This is a genomic window from Ralstonia sp. VS2407 (assembly GCF_052950655.1).
Genome location: NZ_JBRFVG010000002.1, coordinates 343,220 through 366,115 on the forward strand (window position 1 = coordinate 343,220; position 22,896 = coordinate 366,115).

Below are 22,896 nucleotides of genomic sequence, written 5' to 3' on the forward strand. Positions count from 1 at the left end.
CGGGCCCGCGGCGACGATAGTTGCCTGCAGAGAAAGCGGCGGCTACCGGGGTTGAGTGGACGCGCTTGCCTTGACGATGTAGGCCACGACATCATCCAGCGTCACCAGGCGTGCATAGTCGGATTCGGGAATCTCGACTTTCAGCTTGTCATGCAAGCCCAACAGGAAGTTGAGCCAATCCATTGAATCGAGGTCTACCTGTCTGCGCAAGGGCCGGTCGGCACGTAGCGTAGCGGCATCGATCTCGGGGGCGATTGCTCGCAGCGCCGAGATCACGATTGCACGGATGTCACCTTCCTTCATTGGTCCAGCGCCTCCGGGTGTTGCAGCTGTTCGCGTAGCTCTGTGAGGAAGAGGGCCCCTCGGTGGCCATCGGAGACCCGATGATCCGCCGAGAGGCTTGCAGTAACGGCTGGCATGATCTTCAGCACGCCGTTCTCAGCCCATGGTTGCTCCGCGATGCGGCCGAAGCCGACCAACGCAACCTGTGGCGGATAGATGATGCCGAACACCTGTGCAACCCCCTGATCGCCGAGATTGGTCACGGTGATGGTGGGGGAAGAAATCTCGGCACTTCTCAATGATCCGGCCCGGCAGCGCTTGACCAGATCCGTGAGTTCCTGCATCAACCGGGTGAGAGGTTTGGCATGGGCGTCCAATAACGCCGGGGCGATCAGACCACCTTGCCTCAATGAGATCGCTACACCGATGTGTGCGGCCGTCGACGCTTCAAAGTTGCCGCCGCGAAAGAATCCATTGAGCTCCGGAAATTGCTTGAGCGAAAGCGCGACGGCCTTGATGAGTGCAACTGCAGGCAACAAGCGTTCAGCCAATGGACGCTTGGCATTCTCCACTGCAAGCCAATTCAGCATGGTTGCCATTGGGATCGTTTCTGCCACGTAGTAATGCGGTATCTCCTGCTTGGAGCGCGTCATGGCGCTGGCGATGGTCTTGCGGATGTCGGCTGATTTTCCGCCCGGCACTGCGGCGTTTGCCTGAGCAGCGTGCTCAATGTCGGCCAATGTGACGGCCCCGCCGTGACCCGTACCGACGATGGCGCTGCTGTCGATTCCGCGCTCTCGCGCCGCTCGACGTGCTGCGGGCGAGATCATGTGGCGGTGCTCTGGCCAAGGCACGGAGGCCGCAGCGTGCGTGATCCCATGCAAATGCGTGACGGCCCCTGGCGCTTCCCCCGGCTCCAGGAATGTCGCCATCAGCGTTCCAACCGGAATCTTCGTGCCGGGCTCGACCAGAAGCTCCGCGACGGTGCCGTCGTGCCAACTCTCGACGTCGATCGCGGCCTTGCTGGTATCCACCACGGCGATAATCTGGCCCTTCTTGACGACGTCACCGGGCTTGACCAGCCATTCCAGTAACGTCCCTTCGTCCATGTCAGCGCCCAGGGTGGGCAGCGTGAACTCGATCATGTAGCCTCCGCACGGGTTGCTGCGCAAGGGCGTGCGTTCATGAAACCATCTGCTTGACCGCATCGACGATGCGGCTGGCCTGCGGCAGTGCGGCATCTTCCATATGCTTTGCGTACGGAATCGGCACCTCGGCAGTGCAGACCCGGGCAACGGGAGCGTCTAGTTCATAGAACACCTGCTCGACAATGCGCGCCATGATCTCGGCGGCCAAGCCGACGCTGCGCCATCCTTCATCAACGATCACTGCCCGGCGGCACTTTGCAACCGATGCCATGATGGCGGCATCGTCGAGCGGTCGAAGCGAGCGCAAGTCCACGACTTCGGCTGCAATTCCGTCTGCAAGGAGCATCTCTGCTGCCTGCAGTGCTTTGGGCAGCGACCCGCCGTAGGTGATGATCGATACATCCTTGCCTTCGATCCGGACGCGCGCAGAGTGGATGTCGGCGATGCCGGTGTCGGCATCGGCGGCGTCCGGCAACTCGCCCTCCATGTTGTAGAGCCCGGCATGCTCGAAGATCAAAACCGGATCGGGGTCGGCCAACGCGGGCGCGAGCATGCCGCGTGCATCTTCAATGGTGGCGGGGGCCACCACCTTGACGCCGGGAATGCCGGCGTACCAGCCCTCGAAACTGTGCGAATGCTGCGCGGCAACCTGCCGGCCGGCACCGGTTGCCATACGAATCACCAGTGGCACAGAAAACTGCCCGCCCGACATGTGCCGGTACAGGGCTGCCGTGTTCACGATCTGATCGAGTGCCAGCAGGCTGAAATTGACAGTCATCACTTCGACGATGGGACGCATGCCGCCCAACGCCGCGCCAATGCCAGCGCCGGTGAACCCCAGTTCCGAGAGTGGTGTATCGCGTATGCGCTCCGGGCCGAACTCGGCCAACAGCCCTTTTGAAACCGCATAAGACCCGCCATAGCGGCCGACATCCTCGCCCATGAGGAATACACGCGGATCGCTCAGGAGTGCTTCACGCAGGGCTTCGCGCAACGCGTCACGGTAGGTGAGGCGGCGGCTCATGGCGCGGCTCCGGCGGGCGCATAGACGTCTTTCAGCAGGTCGTCCACGGGTTCCCAGGTGCCGGCGTCTGCGAAAGCCTCTGCCTTGGCCACTTCCGCATTCACTGCAGCGTCAAGAGCGAGGAACGCCTCCTCCGTCAATTTGCCCTCGGCCTTGAGGCGTGCCGTAAACGTATGGATTGGCCCGATCGCCTTCCAGGCCTGCAACTCTGCGGCTTGCCGGTAGAGATCGGGGTCGTACATCGAATGGGCGCGAAAGCGGTAGGTCCTCAACTCCAGGAACCCCGGGCCATCGCCGCTTCTGATGCGGGCGACGGCATCCTTTGCAGCTTCATGCACGGCAACGATATCCATGCCATCGGCCGATTGCGCTGCCATGGCATAGGAGGCAGCCTTGGCGCACAGATCGGTCTGGGCTTGATGGCGCTCCAGAGCGGTGCCCATGGCATAGAGGTTGTTTTCGCAGCAGAACAGCAGTGGCAACTTCCACAGCGCAGCCAGATTCATCGATTCATGGAAAGCACCTTCCGCCACCGCACCATCGCCAAAGAAGCAGGCGGTGATGCGATTGCTGTGCTGCATCTTCTCTGCCAACGCCAGGCCCACGGCGAGCGGAAGGCCGCCGCCGACAATGGCATTACCGCCAAACAGCCGGTGGTTATGGTCGAACAGATGCATCGAACCACCACGCCCTCGTGCGCAACCCTCGCGCTTGCCATACATCTCTGCCATGAGCACGCCCATGTCCATGCCGCGCACCAGCGCATGACCATGTTCGCGATAGGTTGCGACGATGTTGTCTTCAGCCGATAGCGCATGCAAGGCGCCCACCCCTGCAGCCTCCTCGCCGATGTACAGGTGCAGGAATCCGCGGATCTTGCCCGCACCGTAAAGCTCTGCGCACTTCTCTTCAAACCGGCGAATACGCAGCATGTCACGCAGCAGTGCCTTTGCGAATGTCGCGTCGTAGGGGACGGGGCCGGTCGGCGGTTGCGGAGCGGGGTGGTCGATGCCGGTCATGTTCCGCCCTCCAGTGTCGACGTATCGCCTTCGGGCAGGCCCAACTCGCGCGCCTTGAGCAAGCGTCGCATGACCTTGCCGCTGCGCGTTCGCGGCAGCAGCTCCAGAAAGGCGATTTCCTTGGGGGCGACTGCTGCGCCCAGGCGTGTCCTGGCATGACCGAGGAGTTCCAGGCGCAGGTTGTCGCTGGGCTCGAACCCGGGGTTGAGCGAGACAAAGGCTTTCACCATTTCGCCAACCACTGAGTCTGGCTTGCCGATCACGCCAGCTTCTGCCACCGCCGGGTGTTCCATCAACGCACTCTCGACTTCGAACGGGCCGATCAGATGCCCCGCAGACTTGATGACGTCGTCGGCGCGGCCAACGAACCAGTAGTACCCGTCTGCATCGCGCCTGGCCAAGTCGCCCGTCAGGTACCACTCGCCGGAGAAGCTCTTGCGATAGCGCTCTTCGTTATTGAGGTAGCCCCGGAACATGGACGGCCACCCTTGCTTGAGCGCGAGTTCCCCTTGCTTGTCGGGCGCATTGATGACGCTCACGCTTCCATTTTCGTCGCGCTGCACGATTGCCGCTTCGACGCCTGGCAGGGGGCGCCCCATTGAACCGGGCTTGATGTCAAAGGCAGGGGTGTTGGCGATCATGATGCCGCCGGTCTCTGTCTGCCACCAGTTGTCGTGAATCGGCAAGCCCAGGACTTCTTTGCCCCACCAAACGGCTTCCGGGTTCAATGGTTCTCCCACGCTGGCGATAAAGCGAAGCCGTGGCAGCGCGTATCGTCTCGCCATCTCCGGCCCGGCTTTCATCAACATGCGGATTGCCGTTGGCGCCGTGTACCAGACGCTGACATCCTCGTCACGCAGGACGCCATACCAACGTTCGGCGTCGAATTCTTCCCGGTCGACGATGGAGGTCACCCCGTGCAGCAGCGGAGCAATGGTGCCGTATGACGTACCTGTCACCCAGCCAGGATCGGCGGTGCACCAGTAGATGTCGCTGGCGTGCAGGTCCAGCGCGTACTTGCCGGTTGCCCAATGCGTCGCGACTGCACCATGCACGTGGACTGCGCCTTTGGGCGTGCCCGTCGTGCCGCTGGTGAAGTGCAGCAGCGCCATGTCTTCCGCGGTGGTCGGCGTGAGATCGCACGCATCCGGGGCACTGCGCAGCAGCGAGACCAAGTCGAGTGTTCCTGGCTCGGACGTCTGCCCGCCGTCTTCGGCCACCAGCAGTACGTGTTTCAGGCTGGGCATACGGTCGCGCCATTTGGCGACCTTGCGAGCGTAGAGGGCATCGGTTGTGAGCAGGACCGTGCCGGCACCCAGGTTGATGCGTGTAGCGATCGGCTCCGGACCGAATGCCGAAAAAAGAGGGGAGACTACGGTGCCGTTCTTCAGCGCGCCCAGCAAACCGACATAGAGTTCCGGAATGCGTCCGGCAAGGATGAAGAGTCGCTCGCCCTTGCCTATGCCGAGCGCGCGCAGCACATTGCAAAAACGATTGGTTTGCGCGCACAGCTCTGTGTAGCTGACATCACGGCTAGGCATGCCGGCCGCAAGGAAGCGGAGGGCGATCCGCTCACCTTCCTCACGGTTTGCACGCTTGTCCACCGCGTGCCATGCGATGTTGACGATCCCTGAAGGCAGGCCGGTCAACTCATGGCTGACCGCATCCCAGGAAAAGCGCCGGCACTCGGCTTCATAGTCCGCAAGGTTTGGTCTGACCCGCAAGTCGCTGGCGGTCTTGTGGATGATCTGCGATGTGTCCATTGCGCCCCCCAGCTCAATATAGGCTTCCGAGCACACAACAGAAAGCGGGATGGGCCGGCGCATGCTTGTGCAATAGTGCGATGGAATGCACTTTGCAAACACGTTGGACTCTGCATGGGAAGGGCCGTAAGGCGCGATGTTGGCGAGCTTTGAAAAACGGGTTGGCCGCAATTGAAACAGGGGCCCACATCCCCAGATGTGCTCTCAAGAGGCAAGCCAGTGCGGACAGGTGTTCGCAGATCATCAGGCGGCCTGAACCCGGAGGCAGATGCCCTCCACGCCGCATCGCGGGAAGCGCCCCGCACTCCAGATGAACCCGCAAAACCGCGCCCACGACGCGCAGAGCCATACCGAAACGATGCGCCGTCTGGTGGCGCTCGCCGCAGATCAAGGCTATCTGGTCCATTCGGATATTGCCGACGCATTGCCGACTGACACGCCATCGATCGAAGGCTTGACGGATGCGCTCGCGCAGATAGGCATCCCTATATTTGAGGAGCCGCCGAAGGACGTTGATCCGCTTGCCAACACCAACCTCGTGCGTCCCGATCACGACGTGCTTGAGGAGGCCGGCAGGTTTCTGGAAGAGGCGATCTATCCGGGCGTATCTGCGGACCCGCTCGCTGTGTATGTCCAGCGCATGCATGCCGTCGCACTGCTGACCAAGGACGAAGAGGTCGTGCTGGCCAAGGAGATCGAGGCGGGGCGTCGCGCCATCCTCCGGATATTCGCGGGTTGGCCGCATGCGCTCGAAGAATGGGTGGGCGAAGTCGATATCCAGGCCGTCGGCGGCAACGCAGCCATGCTTGAGCAAATCCGCCTGGCGAAGGCGTCCATGTTGCGATCGCTGCGCCGTGCGAGCGTGAAGGGCACGGAGGCGCCCGCTTACCGGCGTGCCCGAGAGAGTGTGCTCGCTTTGCTCGAAGCCAGCGAGCGGCCTGCACGGCTTGTCGAAGACGTTATTCGGCTCATGCGGACGCAACTGGATCGCCACACCTTCATCGGCCAACCTGTAGCCCTGCACCGCGACAGGATGGCCCTCACCAGGGAATTGACGGAAGCGGAATCGCGCATCCGTCGTGCGACGCGCAAGATGGTCGAGGCCAACATGCGGTTGGTCCTATCCATCGCCAAGCGGCATCAGAACCGTGGGCTGGACCTTGCAGACTTGGTACAAGAGGGAACGCTTGGGCTCATGCGGGCCATCGAAAAGTTCGAATGGCAGCGGGGCTTCAAGTTCTCGACGTACGCGACGTGGTGGATTCGGCAAGCGGTCACCCGTGCGGTTGCGGATCGGGCGCGCACGATTCGACTGCCGGTGCACGTGAGCGAAAAGCTCGGACGCGTGCGCCGCGCGGCGGATCGCATCCGTCAGCGCACAGGTCGCCAAGCCGTAATGGCAGATTTGGCAGACTTGGCGGGCGAAGCAGGCTTGCAGGGCGACACGCTTCCCATGCTCCTGGCTGTGCCGGGTGAACCACTCTCTCTAGACTCGCCTGTGGCCGAGGGCGACACGCAACTTGTGGAGTTGATCGAAGACCGCGCTTCGCCGGACCCGTTTGGGGTTCTGGTGGATGCGCGCATGCGCGAGTTCGTTGAGTCTCTTCTCGGCTCGATGACGCCTATCGAAGCCATGGTGCTGCGCCTGCGCTTCGGTATTGGGGGTGGCGGGCAGTACAGTCACGAGGAAGTCGCCCGGCAAACGGGAATGACCACCGCACAAGTGCGGCGTGCCGAGCGACAGGCCCTTCAGGCGCTGCGAAGCTCCGCACAGACCTCGGCGGCGGCCCGGACATTTTTGGTCGCGGAAGACTGAACCAGCGTAGCCGCAGCGCTATCACGGTTGGATATCAAGCCGTGGCTTGACCGGTATCAAGCCGCACGCAGACCGCTGGCGAACAATGATTCTGTTCCTTCATTGCTGCCACGAACATGAAGCCAGTGTTGCGAGACGTGCTTCGCCGACGGTTGTTGCGGCATCGGCGACAAGCAGACCCGGCAGCCGCTAACGGCGACGGCTTTGTGTCTGCTGTCTTGGATGCTCAGACGTCGGCCACGGAGCGCGAGTCCAGCGCGCTTCCTCGACTTCACATGCCAGAGCCGGCGCAACGGCATGCCGCCACGCACGGCTTCTACCACCTCGAGCACAGCAGGATCAGCGAGTGCGCTTGTGCTGGCTTGGCTTGTTTCGCTGCTCGCGCTGATCGGCCAGACCGCTGGCAGGTCGCGGCCACCCAGACGCCTGCCCTCTACTGCCTCGGCAAATGCTATGACGCACCGAGTGATGGTGCACACGATGTCCGTCCGCACGTCGGTCAGCATGCAAGCCATTCTGTGCTGCTGGGCAACGTGCTGCGCGGCGGCGTGCGCGATCTGACGGCCTATCGCAGCGGTGGCAGCGGTGGCGGCGGTGATGCGCTTGCCATGGCCAGGCAGATGGCGCCGCAAGCGTTGGTCAACCTGGTGCAGGCGTCTAGATTGCGGGGGCGGGGTGGTGCCGCATTCCCCGCAGGCATCAAATGGCAAGCCGTTGCCAATGCTGAAGCCCGCATCAAGTATGTCGTGGTCAATGCTGACGAGGGGGACGCAGGAGCGTTCTCGGATCGCTTCCTGCTGGAGGACGATCCGTTTCGGCTCATTGAAGGCGCTGCGATTGCCGCGCATGCTGTCGGCGCACAGCGCGGTTACCTCTATATCCGGAAAGAGTATCCGGAAGCGGTGCAAGTGGTCTCGCAGGCCTTGAAACAGGCCCGGTCGGCTGGCTGGCTTCTTCCGACATTCCAACTTGAATTGGTCGTAGGGCAGGGCGCCTACATCTGCGGAGAAGAGACATCGCTATTGAATGCGCTGGAAGGGCGCCGCCCGGAAGTCCGGCCGCGGCCGCCGCAGATCAGCGCACGCGGTCTATTCGGTGCCCCCACACTCGTGCATAACGTCGAGACCCTGTGCGCAATCCCGTGGATCGTGACCCACGGCGCCGCCGCTTATGCCGCACTTGGTTTCTCGCAGAGCCGGGGCACCAAACTGCTGTCGCTGAACTCCTTGTTTCGCAGGCCCGGGCTTTACGAAGTGGATTTCGGCATCCGTCTGGCGGATGTCGTCGATCAACTCGGTCAAGGGTTGCGCCGCGGCAGGCTGAGGGGGTTGATGGTTGGTGGGCCACTGGCTGGCATCGTGCCACCCGCGCTGCTCGACACACGGCTTGGCTACGAGGAAATGCAGGCCATCGATTGCGCTGTCGGGCATGGCGGCATGATCGCGTTTTCGGACGACACGTCAATTGCGAACATCGTCGTGCAGGTCTTGCGCTTTGGTAGTCGCGAGTCATGCGGGAAATGCACACCCTGCCATCTGGGCACGCCCATTCTGGCAGCCATGGCACAGGCAGCGGCAAACGGCATGCCGATCGACGGCAACCGCTTCCGACGCCTGATCGAGGCGCTGGCGGAAACGAGCCTCTGCGGGCACGGACGGGGATTGGCTGAGTTTGTCCAGTCCGTGCGGCGTCACTATCCGTCGGAGTTCCAATCATGGTTCGATTGACCATCGACGGTGCGGCGTGTGAGGCGGCCGAGGGCGCATTACTGATTGATGCCCTGTCGGCGGCCGGTAAGACGGTTCCACACCTGTGCCACGACGACCGGCTGATACCTTCCGGCGCATGCCGTCTCTGCATCGTGCATGTGAAGGGGCAGCCCCACCCCGTTGCAAGCTGCTCCACCGAAGTTGCCGAAGGCATGGTCGTACAGACGCGCAGCGTTGCGCTCGACGCTCTGTGCCGTACAAACCTGGAGCTGATCGCTGCGCGCTACCCGAGAACCGCCTATGCGGCAGACCCGCGTCACCCGTTTCACCGGTTGCTGGCCAAATATGATGTGCCGCCGGGCGGCAAGTTTGAGGATGGGCTGTTCCGGGACGACAGCCACCCTTACCTCGGGGTCGGCATGGATCGCTGCGTCTATTGCGAACGCTGCGTCCGCATTTGCGAGGAGGTGCAGGGCCAGTTCATCTGGGAGATGGCTGGGCGCGACGATGCAACACGCGTTGCCATCAGCAAGGGGCCAACGCTGCTCAGCGCAGGCTGTGTGAGTTGCGGTGCATGTGTCGACACGTGCCCCAGCGGTGCCCTGTTTGATAAGCGAATCGTCTCCAAACCGACAGCCTGGACAAGAACGACGTGTGCGTATTGCGGGGTCGGCTGCCAAATGGATGTGGGCACCGCCAACGGCCGTGTGGTCGCCGTGCGCCCCGCGGATCGGCCAGTGAATCGTGGCCACCTGTGTGTGAAGGGGCGCTACGCGTTCGAGTACAACCACGCGTCGGACCGTGCCACTCAGCCCATGCTTCGCCGTGACGGACGGTGGCAGGCGGTGGGCTGGAGCGAGGCGCTCGATTTCACGGCCACACAACTGCAGGCTGTCATTGCGCGGTATGGGAGCGATGCGGTTGGCGTGCTGGCGTCTTCGCGCGCGACCAACGAGGAGAACTATCTGGCGCAGAAGTTTGCCCGCGTAGTGCTGGGGACACACAACGTTGACTGCTGCGCACGTGTTTGCCACACACCCAGCGCCAAGGCCCTCAAATCAATGCTTGGCGTTGGCGCGGCCACCAACAGCTTCGACGACATCGAGCAGGCGCGCGCTTTCCTGATCTGCGGCGCCAACCCGACAGAAAACCATCCGGTCGTCGGGGCGCGCATCAAGCAGGCGGCGCTCAAAGGGGCGCGGCTTGTTGTCATCGACCCACGTCGTACCGAGCTGGCGGCGTTGGCCGATGTCCATCTGCCCGTGCGCATGGGCTGCAACGTACCGCTATTGAATGCGCTGGCGGCCGCGATGATCGAAGAGGGACGTATTGATCGGGCATTTCTGACCGAGCGGGTCAGCGGCTTCGATACTTTCGCCGCGCATGTTGCAGCCTTCGCTCCAGAGCGCATGGCCGAGGTGTGCGGCGTGCCCGCTGATGCAATCCGTGCTGCAGCAAGAATCTATGCCAACAACCCGCCCGCCATGTGTTTCCATGGCCTTGGCGTAACCGAACACCTGCAGGGCAGTGAAGGCGTGATGGCACTCATTAACCTGGCCCTGCTCACAGGCAACCTTGGCAAGCCCGGCAGCGGCATCAACCCCTTACGTGGTCAGAACAACGTGCAAGGTGCGGCGCAGATGGGGTGTGACCCGGCCACACTCACCGGCTCGCAGTCGATCAGCCAGGCCGGCTCCCGCTTCGAACAAATCTGGGGGCACCAGTTGCCAACCGGCCGGGGCCTGGACGTCCTGGAAATGATGGATGCCGCCAGGGCGGGCCACCTCAAGGCGCTGTGGGTAATGGGCTATGACATTTATCTTTCATTGGCCAACGCAACGGCAACCGCGGCTGCACTGGCTGCGCTTGATCTGGTGATCGTGCAGGATCTGTTCGTGAATCAAACCGCTCAAGCGTTCGGTACGGTTTTCCTGCCGGCGGCATCGGCCTTCGAAAAGGAGGGCACCTTCATGAACTCGGACCGGCGGGTGCAGCGTGTCCACGCTGTCACCACGCCCCCCGGACAAGCACGTCCAGACTGGTGGATCATCCAGGCGCTCGCTGCGCGAATGGGCAAGCCGAAGGGTTTCGAGTTCGAGACTCCACAGCAGATCTGGGATGAAGTGCGGTCGCTCTGGCCAGATGGCGCTGGATTGGCGTATGCGCGCCTGGAGCGCGAAGATCTTCACTGGCCATGCCCGGACGAAACGCATCCAGGCACAGCCGTGCTGCATCGGGAACGCTTCTTCGGCAGCAAGACTGCCGCCTTGGTTCCGGTTGCATACGTGCCCACATCTGAGCAGACCAGCGACGCTTATCCCTTCCTGCTGACCACCGGTCGGGTGCTGCACCACTTCAACGCCGGCACGATGAGCTACCGCACCCCCAATGCAGTGCTGAAGCCATCGGACACGCTGGACATGGCACCTGCAGATGCGGCATGCCATGGTCTGGTGGAAGGCGACATGGTCGAAGTGTCAAGCCGGTACGGTGCCGCGATCCTGCCGTTGCGCATCAGCGATGCCATGCAAAGCGGACAGTTGTTCTGCAGCTTCCATCGTCCGGATCTATTGATCAACCGATTGACGTCTCCGGTGCGCGACCGGCTGGTGCATGCGCCGGAATACAAGGTGACTGCGGTACGGGTGACAAAGCGCAACGCCTGAACATCGGAGATGTCAGCGTGTGGTCTGGGAGGGGAGGCCGCCCGAATGGCGGCAGTATCACGGGGTGTTTGGTGCAGCGCTCTCGGCCGCGGCCACAGTGCGTTTGACCGCAATGAAGCTATCCGGGCTCACCGATATGGAATCAACGCCGCACTCGACAAGGAAGGCGGCAAACTCGGGGTGGTCACTCGGTGCCTGGCCACACAGACCGACGTGGGCGCCAGCCTCATGGGCCTTGGTGATGACGCTTTGAATCATCCACTTGACCGCATCGTCCTGTTCATCGAAAAGCTCCGCGAGATCTGCCGAGTCGCGGTCAACGCCCAGCGTCAGTTGCGTCAGATCGTTGCTGCCAATTGAGAAACCGTCGAAGCGTTGCGCGAAGGCCTTCGCCAGAATCACGTTGGATGGAATCTCGCACATCACGTAGATCTTGAGGCCGGCTTCGCCGCGCCGGATACCGTTTTGCGCCATGACTTCCAGCACGCGGTCCGCCTCCTTTGTCGACCGGCAGAAGGGAATCATGACAACCACATTCTTGAAGCCCATCTCATTGCGAAGGCGGAAAATGGCGCGGCATTCGAGCGCGAAGCCCTCCCGGTAGCGGGGCGAGTAGTACCGTGACGCTCCGCGGAATCCGAGCATGGGGTTTTCTTCCTTCGGCTCGAATTCCGCCCCTCCGATCAGATGCGCATATTCGTTGGTCTTGAAGTCGCTCATGCGCACGACCACGGGGTGCGGATACTGGGCCGCGGCGATCCGCCCCAATCCCCGCGCAAGGCGGTCGACAAAGTATTCGGTGCGATCTTCATAACCTGCAGTCATCGCTGCGATGGTCTGCTTGGCGTCTTCGTCTTTGAGCGTGTCGAAGCGGGCAAGGGCCATCGGGTGGATCTTGATGTGGTTGCTCACCACGAACTCCATGCGTGCCAGCCCAACGCCGTCCGCCGGGATTCGCCACCACCGAAACGCTGCCGCCGGATTGGCGAGGTTCAGCATGACCTGGGTGCGCGTTGCAGGGATACTGCCGAAATCGATCTCTTCGACCGCAAAGTCGGCAATGCCTTCGTAGACAAACCCTTCCCGACCTTCCGCGCAGGACACCGTGACTTCCTGCTCGTCATGCAGCAGATGCGTCGCGTTGCCAGCGCCGACGATGGCTGGAAGCCCCAGTTCGCGGCTGACGATGGCCGCGTGCGATGTGCGGCCGCCCTGGTCGGTGATGATGGCGGCGGCCCGCCGCATCACGGGTACCCAATCTGGGTCTGTCGTCTGGGTGACGAGAATGGCGCCATCGACAAAGCGCTCCATGTCGCGCGGGCTTTCGATGATGCAGACTTTGCCCGCCGCGACGGCTTCGCCAATGCTGACGCCGGACAGGATCTTGCGACCGGTCTTCTTGATACGCCACGTCTTTACCGCACTGGCTTCGCGACGCGACTCGACCGTCTCTGGCCTGGCCTGCACGACGAACACCTCACTGGTGACACCATCTTTTGCCCATTCAATGTCCATCGGCTGGCCATAGTGCTGCTCGATCACACACGCCCATCGCGACAAGGTGAGGATCTCGTGGTCGCTCAGGACGAAACTCGCACGTTCGGCCTTTGATGTCGGGACATTCTTGGTCGGGTGGTCGCCGTCGTTCGTGTAGATCATCTTGAGACCTTTGCCGCCCAGCTTCTTCCCAACGATCGGCGACAACGATGGCTCAGACAGCAGCGGCTTGTAGACCTCGTATTCGTCGGGCTCCACTTTGCCCTGGACCACGTTTTCGCCAAGCCCCCAGGCCGCATTGATCAGGACAGACTTGTCAAATCCCGTCTCGGTATCGATGGTGAACATGACACCGGCGCCCCCCAGATCGGATCTGACCATGCGCTGCACGCCCACCGACAATGCGACCTTGGAATGGTCGATGCCCTTTGCTTGGCGGTAGCTGATTGCGCGGTCTGTAAACAGCGACGCGTAGCAGCGCCGGCAAGCGTCGAGCAGGGCACCTTCGCCCCGGATGTTGAGATAGGTTTCCTGCTGCCCGGCAAAGCTCGCTTCCGGAAGATCCTCGGCCGTCGCGCTCGATCGCACTGCAACGTCTATGTCGGTCTGCCCCACTCGGCGGTTCAGTTCATCGTAGGCAAGGCGGATCGCCTCAACCGTCTCTGCTGGCCATGCACCGCGCAACATGGCGCGTCGGATGGTGAGCCCGGCCTCTGCCAGGGAAAGCTTGCCGCCATCAAGCTCAGCAAGCGCTGAAGCAATCACCGGCTGCAAGCTATTTGCATCGACGAAGCGCCAGAAGGCCTCGGCTGTGAGTGCAAAGCCCGGTGGGACATTGACGCCCTGGCAGGCAAGCGTGGCCACCATTTCGCCGAGCGACGCATTCTTGCCGCCGACTCGTGGAACGTCGGTCCGTCGCAATGCCTCGAACCAGACAACGTGCGCAGTGTTGTTGACCATGCGTTGCTCCATCGTGGCGGTTGGCCAAGGTCGGCACGGGTGCCGAGGCGTATTGCAAAGCGAACCTAGAAACCGTGTCCAGATGCATCGAAATCCGGAAACTCGGCGTCAAGCAGCTCGTAGATCAACTTGGCCTTGCCGGAGAGTTCGATGTCCATGCCGCGGATGAGGTGCTCGTCAGAGCGCAGCCACTTATAGGCAAGCTGTACGTCCTCGATACTGGGTTCGATGTCGAGGATGCGGGTTAGCACTTCCGTCTCGAATGGACCGATGATTTCGCGGATCTCACGCGCCGTCGGGCGACCCTGAAGGCTGTGGCTTTGGGATGCGGCGTTCATGGCGGTTGTGTCTCCAAGGGTGTCAAGCCGATGCATCTGCATCGCATCGAACATGGCTGTGCAAGCACCGACCTGGCATGACATGCGAAGCGGGTTTCTCGGCGGATCAGATAAATACTGGCATGACGAACAGCGTCGGCTTTGTGCCGTATCAAACGTCGATCAATTGCTGCGTATCAGCACGACTGGACGCTTGCATTTCTGGCGCGCGCGGATGTCATTGCGCTTGCAAATACTCCTGCGCAAACGGCGGTACCAAACCATTCAGGCAGAAATGCGATGACGCTTTTTTTTTGCAGAGGAACCTCTGTCGCCGTTGTGTCGGGGTGGCTATGCAGAAGTCAATCCGTGCGGAAGCGCACTGCGCACCTGGGTCGGTCGAAAGGATCACCACACAAGCAAGCAGCGGTGCGGAGCTACCGGCGTGGGTGCGTCGGCAAGGCGTTGCAATCCCGGCAGTCTTGATCCAACGAGCCCCGGACGTGCCCCCAAGCCACACTGGCGCCGTCGCGCCAAGCAGCCGGTCCAAGGCCAACAGGAGGATGCCGGGCAGAGCATGACACCTGGGGGTCACGTGCGAGGTATCGACCTTGCACTGTTCTCACAGGTCACTGTGAGTAGGAAATGCGTCGTGTATTTTTTCCGACGCAAAGTCGTTTCAACTCAGCGCAATCCACTCCTGCGTGGTTGCACGAGTCGCTCGTGCATCCGACAGCGAGTTTCGCTCGTATCTGGGTTGCTTCCAATTTGCGAAGCGCCACGATTGAGGTCAACAATGAAAAAGTATCAACTGGCTGGGTTGTCTGGTGTTTTGCTTTCCCTCGCAATCATCTCTGGCGGTTATGCCTCCGTAGCGACCGCAGCCATGAGCGGCAGCGAAGCAACCGTCATGGTGGGCGGCGCTCCGATGTATCCGTCCAAGAACATCATCCAGAACGCCGTCAATTCGAAGGACCACACCACGCTCGTCGCCGCTGTGAAGGCGGGCGGCCTGGTCGACACGCTGTCCGGACCCGGCCCGTTCACCGTGTTCGCACCGACCAACGAAGCCTTCGCTGGGCTTCCGGCCGGTACGGTTGATGGCCTGTTGAAGCCGGAGAGCAAGCCGACGCTGGTCAAGGTGTTGACCTACCACGTGGTGCCCGGCCGGCTCACCGCACAGGACCTCATGAAGGCCGTGTCGGACGGCGGCGGCAAAGCCACCCTCAAGACCGTCGAGGGTGACGCGCTGACCGTCATGCAGAAGGGCGATCACCTGACTGTTACGGACGACAAAGGCGGCGTCGCCACCGTGACGATCGGCAACGTGTATCAGTCCAACGGCGTGATCCACGTCGTGGACAAGGTGCTGATGCCGTAATCAGTCGGGTTCAGCGCGAGGGCGGGCGCTCTCGCGCGTGCTCAAACGGTGATCAGAGGACCGGCATGCCATCCAGACTTCGCCACACCCCGGACGTTCGTTGCGCGAACGATGCCGTTGGTATACCTTTGCCGCATCCCGTTGCGGGCAACCGAGGCACGCGAAATCATATGCACGTTGTCGGAGCATCTTTGCTCGAGTCTGAGGACTCACTATCAGCGCGGCAGGAGGAGGGGCGGGAACGGCTGCTTGAACTGCTCAAGCAGACTGCGCAAGGCAGTCGCAGCGCCTTCGCCGATCTTTACGCCCTCACGTCGCCCAAACTCTATTCGCTCGCGTACGGCATTCTTCGCAGCTCAGGTGAAGCGGAAGACGTGCTCCAGGAAATCTATGTCGCCATTTGGCAACGCGCCGATCAATTCGATCCTGCGCGGGGAACGGCCATGACATGGCTGATTTCACTCGCGCGGAACAAGTCGATCGATCGCCTGCGTCAGTCGCGCGAGACAACGGGGGATGAAACCGACTGGACGCACATCGTCGACGAGCAAGCAACGCCACACGAGGCGGCGGACATGAGTCAGGAGCGTCGGCGTCTCAATGGCTGCATTCAAAAGCTTGAAGCGCGGCAGCGGGGTGTCATCGTGGAAGCGTTTTACACAGGCGCGAGCTACGCAGAACTCGCAACGCGCCTGAGTGTGCCGATCGGGACGATGAAGAGCTGGGTGCGGCGCAGCCTGCTGCAGCTCAAGGCGTGCATGGAGCTGCAGCCATGACGCACGATCGCGATTTGGAATGCGCTGAATATGTCCTCGGACTCCTTGACAGTGACGAACGGCGGGCGCTTGAGCGCGCGTTGGACGAAGACGTCGCCCTGAGGCACTCCGTCAGCGCCTGGGAGGCGCGCCTCTCTCCGTTGGGTGAGGCCGTGACCGGCATGCAGCCGCCCGCGCGGGTATGGAAGCGGATTCAGGCCGACCTTGGCCACGTTGAGCGCACAGAGGCCGCAGCGCCTGCGGGTGAGTCGCAGGTGCGTCGGATCTGGAACAGCATTCGGCTGTGGCGCGCCGTGGCGCTCGCAACTTCCTTTGCGACGATCGCGGTTGTTGCGGTGAACCTGTCCGTGTTGTCACCTGTCGGAACGCCGACTGGCGCCAAGCCGGCCTATATTGCCGCGGCCATCACCGGCGACAATGGCTTGCCGCGCTGGACGATGACGATCGACACGGCAAGGCGTGAAATCGTCGTGGTGCCGGCTGTTGCGTTGCAGGTCTCCGACAGCGCCTCGACCGAACTTTGGTTGATTCCCGAGAACAGCAAGCCGATCTCGTTGGGTGTGTTCTCGTCGGATCGGTCTACGTCGATTGCGCTGTCGAAGGAAAATGCAGCCAAGCTCAACGTTCGCGCTGTGCTTGCCGTTTCGGTTGAGCCGAAGGGCGGTTCTCCAACGGGTCAGCCGACGGGGCCCGTCGTCGGCAAGGGCGCGATGCAAGAGACGTGATATCGATTGCCCCACCCAGCGCAAGGGGACGACGGTAGAAAGTCGGGATGATGCGGGCGGAGAGTGTTCCACCGGCATCATCCAGATAAGTGTTTCAGTGAACGCCGGCGATTTCGCCGGCTTTTGCTTATTCAGCGGGCAAAAAAAATACCTTCGACCAAGAGGCCGAAGGTATGACGCAAAGACCGTTCGCTTCCAACTGCAATCAAATGCGCGACGACATGTACTGCTCTCGCACTGCCAGTCCGGCGTAAGGCAGGTTGCTGGCGGTGACGATCGCCAGGTAGTCCGAGAATCGATACTGCAAACGTGCCGTCTGCAATGGCGATTGGCTCAGTACCTGCGGCGATGCATCGCCCATTGTCGCAGTCGGCGTGCCGAGCGCGTCGCGCAATGCATGCGTCGCTCCGTTCCAGGCGGTGGTTGTGTCACTCGCGTTCATGCCCCGACGGTAGATGTCGACGCCGACGAGATGGCCGCTCGGACCGAAGCTGAGCCACAACTCGCTCACGGGCGGGCCGGCAAGCCCGAGCTTGCGGGCGTCAACGCCACGGCAGCGGAGATAGTTGTAGCCGTGCGTGACAGCGTCACAGGCCACGCCGTTTTCATGTGCCCAGCGAACAGCCTCGGTGGTGGTCGTGCCGTCCAGCACGAACCCGCCCGGGAGCGGACGGGCCGGTGCCGGCCGGCTGGCGCGCAGCTGCGCCAGTCCGCTCGCACGCAGCGCGCTGACTTGCGCTGCCGTGGTGCTGTCGACAGGGCAGGGCACGCCCAGCATGGCAAGCAACGGGCGGGCCGCTTTCAAGTGCATTGCCCCGACAAGGCCGATCGCGACCGTGAGCGCTGCCACGCTGGGCAATGCGTAGCGTTTCAGCGCGCGGGCCGGTTTCATTGGCAGTTCTGGGCCGTGTTGGGGCCCAGGTACTGAGGCATCGACGACACGATGGTGGACTTCAGGCCGGTAAGGACAGGCGCCACACGCGAGATGTAGGTATCGGGAACGCCATCGGTCTTCATGATGGCGGCGGCGTCGGTGATGAACTGATCGAACACGCAGCCCGGGATGCCAACGTCCGAATGCGCGGCGGCCATGTCGTCACACATGACGGTGGTGCCGTCCGCCGTGACTTGCCCCGGATAGCTGAAGGGGCCGCCGAACAGCGCCTTGAACTGGAGGTTCAGGCAAGCCTTGAGACGCCCGACCGTATCGTGTCCGGGCTGACCGATGTTGGCAAAGTACGGTGCTTCTTTGGGGTCCGCCAGCAGACCGGACACCGCGTCGTCGACCACCTTCGAAATGGCGGCCGGCGCACTGGCATCTCCGCCAAGTCCGGCCCACATGTCGGCGTTTTGTGGAAATTGGGCTGTCGACGCCGTCGACGCCATCGACATGGGCGCATCGTCGCCGCCTCCGCATGCGCTCAGCGTCGCGGTGGTCAACGTCAAAACCAGTAGCAGGGCTCGCTTCATGGGTCAATCTCCTTTGGCAGGGGTATGGATCGGGCGCGCGACTTGGCTCAAGCCCGGCGCAGCGCTGATGTCATATACGTCTGCCATGCGAGATCGGATGCAGGGTGGATCGATTCCATGCGGACGAAAATTGGCAAAAGGGGGGGGCGAGGTGAGGGGCGTTACCCCTCCGACGCCCTTCAGTTCAACCCAGCTGGGTTGGATATCCGCAGCCTCCACCCACCGTCGCGGCTCTTCTCCATCACTTGTGTAGCGGTGCCGCGCTCTTCGTGATCGCGACCGTCCGGTAGCGTCACGTTCAGGGTCCAGTCGAGCAGGACGAGGGCGATGTCGCCGCTCGTGAGTACGCGGCGCACTTCGTTACGGATACGCGGGCGCAATGCCTGCAACTGAGCCAAGCCGGTGCGCAACCCGGCGGGGCTCTCCTGCACCACCTCGCCATTCGTCATCCGCATCGTGGCCTGGTTGCTGAACAAGCCGAGCACGGCATCGAGATCGCCGGCGTTCAACGCGGCATCGAAAGCGACCGGGACCTGGTCGGGCGCACGGCATACGACTGACTCGCTTTCGATCGCAGCGACGAATCGCGCAATGAGCCGCGCCACTTCCGCCGGGGCTTCCAGCGGCGACAAGTGTCCCGTTCCGGGCAGAACGTGCATCGCCGCATGCGGGATGCGCGGCAACAGTTCTGCCTGGAGTGTTGCGATGCGATCCACCTGGTCGAGCTCGCCGGAGATGACGATTGTCGGTGCTTCGATCAACGTTGTTGCCGCAGTAATGTCTTCGCGCATGGCCAGCTCGGGCCAGGCCGACTTGGCTTGCGGCGCGCCCCTCAGACTGTCCTCGATGACTTGCTCGCGGTACGCGGCGTTGAGCGGTTTCGCGGTCAACACGTGATCGATGACGAATTCCACGGACTCGCGCGTTTGATAGGCGCCGGCCAGTGTCGCCCGCTGGGCGTCGGAAAGGAGCATCGGCGACGGCGGCGACGGCGCGACCAGCACAAGACCTTCCAGGCCGTTCGGCCGGCGCGATGCGATCAGTTGCGCGACCTTCCCGCCCATCGAATGACCGATCAGAACGTAGCGGCGTAGTCCTAGTGCTTCGATAACGCCTTCGGCGTCGGCGGCGAGATCAGCGATGCCGTAGTGGTCGGCGGGCGCCTCGGAGTCGCCCCAGCCGCGGTGATCGGTGGCAACGATCCTGTACCTGTCAGCCAGTTCGTCTGCGACCGCGTCCCATGTTCGCGCCGAGCCACCGTAGTAGTGCAGGAACACGAGCGCCAGCTCGCCGTTGCCCCGCTGTTTGACGTGAATTTGCGTGCCGTTCGACGCGATTACCATGTTTGTGCTCCTGTCCGTTAGCTGATCGGCGCATCGTAAATTCGATTCTCCAGTTTGATAATTTTCGGATTCGACTATTCAGCCGATAATGCTGTTATCGAATTGGAGGGCAACATGGACCGGCTTACAAGCCTCGGCGTATTCGTCGCCGCCGTGGAGGAGGGCAGCCTGGCTGCGGCAGCTCGCCGCTTTGGGCTGTCGGCAGCGATGGCTGGCAAGCACGTGAGTGCCATCGAGGCCGAACTGAATGCACGGCTACTCCACCGCACCACCCGGCGCTTGAGTCTCACCGATACCGGCCAGACTTACTACGAACGCAGCAAGCGGATTCTCGAAGCCTTCGATGAAGCAAGGCGGGAAGCGAGCGATTCTCAAGGCACGGCCCGCGGTGTGTTGCGCATCGCGGCGCCTGTCACGTTCGGCGCGATGCACCTGGGCGAGGTCGTGGCGCGCTACATGGAGGATCACCCGAACGTCACTGTGGAAGTGCAGCTTGGAGACCGCTACGTCGATCTCATCGATGCGGGCGTTGACGTTGCAATCCGGATCGGACGGCTGGAGGCCCCGGGACTTGTGACACGCAGGCTTGCGCCGTGCCGAATGGTCGTGTGTGCTTCTCCTGCCTACCTCGAGCGCCACGGAACGCCGCACAGGCCGGAAGATTTGCTCAGCGCGCAACGACTGGCCTTCAGCGAGGCCGTGTCAGCCGGAGATTGGACATTGCGCGACCACGAAAACCGCGTGCACTTCATCGACGGACCTTGCCGGATGACGGCCAACAACACACAGATGCTGCTCGCTGCCGCTGTTGCGGGAGCGGGTATTGTGTACGGCCCGACCTTCGTGTTCGGCGCGCACATCCGGCGCGGTGAACTTGTGGAGCTACTGCCGGCCTATCGCCCCGCTGAGCTGACGATTCAGGCAGTCTACCCAAGCACGCAGCGCATACCGGTCAAAGTGCGTCAGTTTGTCGATTACCTCGCCGAGACGTTCGGCGATGAACCGCCTTGGGATCGCAAGGGGCTGTCTTAGATTAGAGGGCGGCTGTTCGGGCTTCGAAAACGGCCGTTGCGGAGGGGCAAGTGAGCGCCGCTGCCAAGGGTCGACAGCAGCCCGTAGTCTGGGGGCTTAGTCACCAACCACATCGGCAATAGCAGGCTCGTTCTAACCGGCTTTTTAACGTCGCTCACTGATGAGGGTGGGACTCGATTCAGTCATTTACCTCAAAGGTTTGCTGCTGACAGAAAAAAAGCGCCCCTGCACACGAATCGTGCGCTGACGCCTTCTCCCTCGGAAGAGCGTCGGAAAGCGCAGAACACGCAACGGTACGGCCTTTTAAGTATTCTGCGTGCCTTCATTATCATTGGATTGAAAAGAAACTTAACCACCCACTAGAGGGGAGGAGTGCGCTCTCCGTTGGGAACTACCTAGCTGAACTGGACTTGAATCGGGAAATTTGGCGATTGTTCTTCGTTAAATCACGTTCCGCCGTCATCGATTCATCAATTGCCCTTTAAGCGGCCGCGGTTGAGTGCGCTTCGACTTTGCGCCTGTCGCCCTCTGGCGCCATCAAGACTCGGTTGCGCCCTGCGGCCTTGGCGCGATACAGCGTCGCGTCCGCCCGCGCCAAGGCAATTGCCAGCGTATCTCCGGGCAAGACACATTCCACCCCCGCGCTGAATGTGCAATGCACGCCCTCTCTTGGCGACCGTTCGACGGCAAGTCGAAGCGCATCCGTCACGGCCGCTGCGTCAGCCTTTCTGGTATCCACCAAAATGATCGCAAACTCCTCGCCGCCAAGACGCCCAAAGAGGTCTGTCGATCGCAGGCGCGCGGATACGATCGACGCAACGTGCGTGAGGATTCGATCGCCGACCGCATGGCCGAAAGCATCGTTGACCGCTTTAAACTCGTCGATATCCAGAATTGCGATCGACACCGGCTTGCCCATTTCGACCGCGTCGGAAAGCAAAGCGGTCGCCTTCGCCATGAATGCGCGTCGCATCAGTGCACCAGTCAGCTCGTCAATACTGGCGAGGTGTTCCATCTTTCGTGCGAGTTGATCATGCGCGAGCATCACCATCCCGGTTGACAGGCACGGCAATGTGACAATCGCAAGCCCGAGAAACAGAACGTTCCAGGGCGAAGGATCGAGGATAGCCACCTCGGGCATACCGAACGCTCCGCCGACGGCGCGCGCGATATGGAACAAAGCGCCCAGATAAGCTGCCGCCGCAACGAATCGATAGGGGTAGCGCGCGCCGCCACGCGGCGCGTGACGCAGAGCCAGCGTACCGGCAGCGATCCGTGCGTAGGCAAGCAAAGCGGATACGAGCGCGATCTTTGCACCGACGTTCGGCGTCCCGCAAGTAAAGTAGACCACCGCAGCGAAGGCGATGACGAATGCCGCCGTTTCGCTGCGCCGCGCGGCACCCTTGCCGAAGAACTGACGCATACCCTGCACGAGCAACAGCACGGCTGTCAGGGCAAAGAACGCCGCTCCGGTGGTCGTGAACTTTCCTGGCTGAGCACCTGCGGCCAACATCCACGCCAAGGCAATGGCCAGCAGTGCATGAGCCACGCACCAGCGAGCGATGCCGGGCACCCCTGTCTGAAGCAGCGAACCCAGAATGGCGACGCTCATCAGGCAAGACATGATCACAATACCTACCAGAACGAGAGAGCTGAGCATGAGATCTGGGTGAGGCAAGAACACCGAGGCGGTATTCGACAAGACATTTGTCTGGATATCCTCTTATCGGCCAGTTTGCTCGCCACTTAATACTGTTTTCAGCAACGCGCTATGAAAAAGTGCGTGAGTCTATTGCCGGGTCGTTTAAAGAGCCGATGCTGCTTCACGTGAAGGGGCGTCCTGCTTCTGGTTAGCAGACAGTTCGCTGCTGCCGTGGTCGGGAAGCGGTGGATATCAATTACACCGCGGGTGATGGGCAAGGGGGCGCGGCGGGGAGTGGTGATTTACAGCTGGGAGCGGGCGGTGGA

Annotated in this window: 18 protein-coding genes; 7 read left to right on the top strand and 11 right to left on the bottom strand. The window is 62.0% G+C overall.

The window, feature by feature from the left end; genetic code table 11:
* Positions 1-42: 42 nt before the first annotated feature.
* From ACU8YE_RS04705 to acsA, 5 genes are read right to left on the bottom strand one after another with little or no spacing between them, the layout of a single operon-like run.
* Positions 43-303 (bottom strand): acyl carrier protein, encoded by a 261-nt coding sequence (locus tag ACU8YE_RS04705; RefSeq protein WP_446928194.1) that lies wholly within the window; start codon positions 301-303, stop codon positions 43-45.
* On the bottom strand, positions 300-1,427 hold the full coding sequence (locus ACU8YE_RS04710) for a dihydrolipoamide acetyltransferase family protein (RefSeq protein WP_446928195.1): 1,128 nt from the start codon (positions 1,425-1,427) through the stop codon (positions 300-302). The genes ACU8YE_RS04705 and ACU8YE_RS04710 overlap by 4 nt, the downstream gene beginning before the upstream one ends.
* 37 nt (positions 1,428-1,464) lie before the next feature.
* Entirely contained in the window at positions 1,465-2,454 is a 990-nt protein-coding gene (locus ACU8YE_RS04715; RefSeq protein ID WP_440077256.1) for a pyruvate dehydrogenase complex E1 component subunit beta, read from the bottom strand.
* Positions 2,451-3,473: a pyruvate dehydrogenase (acetyl-transferring) E1 component subunit alpha gene (pdhA, locus tag ACU8YE_RS04720; RefSeq protein WP_260801654.1), complete on the bottom strand. Its 1,023-nt coding sequence runs from the start codon at positions 3,471-3,473 to the stop codon at positions 2,451-2,453. The genes ACU8YE_RS04715 and pdhA overlap by 4 nt, the downstream gene beginning before the upstream one ends.
* Positions 3,470-5,236 (bottom strand): acetate--CoA ligase, encoded by a 1,767-nt coding sequence (gene acsA, locus ACU8YE_RS04725; RefSeq protein ID WP_446928196.1) that lies wholly within the window; start codon positions 5,234-5,236, stop codon positions 3,470-3,472. The genes pdhA and acsA overlap by 4 nt, the downstream gene beginning before the upstream one ends.
* Before the next feature lie 310 nt (positions 5,237-5,546).
* Here acsA and ACU8YE_RS04730 point away from each other — a divergent pair, with 310 nt between their 5' ends.
* The 3 genes from ACU8YE_RS04730 (at position 5,547) to fdhF (ending at position 11,427) form a co-directional block, all read left to right on the top strand.
* Positions 5,547-7,052 carry a sigma-70 family RNA polymerase sigma factor gene (locus ACU8YE_RS04730; RefSeq protein ID WP_446928197.1) on the top strand — a complete coding sequence of 502 codons (1,506 nt, stop codon included), beginning with the start codon at positions 5,547-5,549 and terminating at the stop codon, positions 7,050-7,052.
* Between the two features lie 275 nt (positions 7,053-7,327).
* Positions 7,328-8,779 (top strand): NADH-ubiquinone oxidoreductase-F iron-sulfur binding region domain-containing protein, encoded by a 1,452-nt coding sequence (locus ACU8YE_RS04735; RefSeq protein ID WP_446928198.1) that lies wholly within the window; start codon positions 7,328-7,330, stop codon positions 8,777-8,779.
* Positions 8,767-11,427 carry a formate dehydrogenase subunit alpha gene (gene fdhF, locus ACU8YE_RS04740; RefSeq protein WP_446928199.1) on the top strand — a complete coding sequence of 887 codons (2,661 nt, stop codon included), beginning with the start codon at positions 8,767-8,769 and terminating at the stop codon, positions 11,425-11,427. The genes ACU8YE_RS04735 and fdhF overlap by 13 nt, the downstream gene beginning before the upstream one ends.
* 57 nt (positions 11,428-11,484) lie before the next feature.
* Here the strand turns inward: fdhF and ppsA are convergent, their stop codons facing one another.
* Both ppsA and ACU8YE_RS04750 read right to left on the bottom strand, forming a co-directional pair.
* Positions 11,485-13,884: a phosphoenolpyruvate synthase gene (ppsA, locus tag ACU8YE_RS04745; RefSeq protein ID WP_446928200.1), complete on the bottom strand. Its 2,400-nt coding sequence runs from the start codon at positions 13,882-13,884 to the stop codon at positions 11,485-11,487.
* Positions 13,885-13,949: 65 nt separating this feature from the next.
* Positions 13,950-14,222 (bottom strand): hypothetical protein, encoded by a 273-nt coding sequence (locus tag ACU8YE_RS04750; protein ID WP_316870928.1) that lies wholly within the window; start codon positions 14,220-14,222, stop codon positions 13,950-13,952.
* Positions 14,223-14,997: 775 nt separating this feature from the next.
* On the opposite strand from ACU8YE_RS04750, the gene ACU8YE_RS04755 reads away from it, so the two are divergent.
* The 3 genes from ACU8YE_RS04755 (at position 14,998) to ACU8YE_RS04765 (ending at position 17,083) form a co-directional block, all read left to right on the top strand.
* Positions 14,998-15,582, top strand: a complete 585-nt coding sequence (locus ACU8YE_RS04755; RefSeq protein ID WP_260801660.1) for a fasciclin domain-containing protein — start codon at positions 14,998-15,000, stop codon at positions 15,580-15,582.
* Between the two features lie 65 nt (positions 15,583-15,647).
* Entirely contained in the window at positions 15,648-16,358 is a 711-nt protein-coding gene (locus ACU8YE_RS04760; RefSeq protein WP_313903666.1) for a sigma-70 family RNA polymerase sigma factor, read from the top strand.
* Positions 16,355-17,083, top strand: coding sequence for an anti-sigma factor (locus ACU8YE_RS04765; RefSeq protein ID WP_260801661.1), 729 nt, complete (start codon positions 16,355-16,357; stop codon positions 17,081-17,083). Before ACU8YE_RS04760 ends, ACU8YE_RS04765 begins: the two co-directional genes overlap by 4 nt.
* Before the next feature lie 205 nt (positions 17,084-17,288).
* Here ACU8YE_RS04765 and ACU8YE_RS04770 read toward each other — a convergent pair whose 3' ends face one another.
* From ACU8YE_RS04770 to ACU8YE_RS04780, 3 genes are all read right to left on the bottom strand, one after another.
* Complete coding sequence (locus ACU8YE_RS04770) at positions 17,289-17,975, bottom strand: hypothetical protein (protein ID WP_446928201.1); 687 nt, start codon at positions 17,973-17,975, stop codon at positions 17,289-17,291.
* Positions 17,972-18,553, bottom strand: coding sequence for a hypothetical protein (locus ACU8YE_RS04775; protein ID WP_446928202.1), 582 nt, complete (start codon positions 18,551-18,553; stop codon positions 17,972-17,974). The genes ACU8YE_RS04770 and ACU8YE_RS04775 overlap by 4 nt, the downstream gene beginning before the upstream one ends.
* A gap of 179 nt (positions 18,554-18,732) precedes the next feature.
* Positions 18,733-19,896: an alpha/beta fold hydrolase gene (locus ACU8YE_RS04780; protein WP_446928203.1), complete on the bottom strand. Its 1,164-nt coding sequence runs from the start codon at positions 19,894-19,896 to the stop codon at positions 18,733-18,735.
* Between the two features lie 114 nt (positions 19,897-20,010).
* Between ACU8YE_RS04780 and ACU8YE_RS04785 the strand changes: the two genes are divergently transcribed.
* Positions 20,011-20,928: a LysR family transcriptional regulator gene (locus ACU8YE_RS04785; protein WP_446928204.1), complete on the top strand. Its 918-nt coding sequence runs from the start codon at positions 20,011-20,013 to the stop codon at positions 20,926-20,928.
* A 481-nt stretch (positions 20,929-21,409) separates the two neighbouring features.
* Here ACU8YE_RS04785 and ACU8YE_RS04790 read toward each other — a convergent pair whose 3' ends face one another.
* Positions 21,410-22,588 (bottom strand): GGDEF domain-containing protein, encoded by a 1,179-nt coding sequence (locus ACU8YE_RS04790; protein WP_446928287.1) that lies wholly within the window; start codon positions 22,586-22,588, stop codon positions 21,410-21,412.
* Between the last annotated feature and the right edge of the window lie 308 nt (positions 22,589-22,896).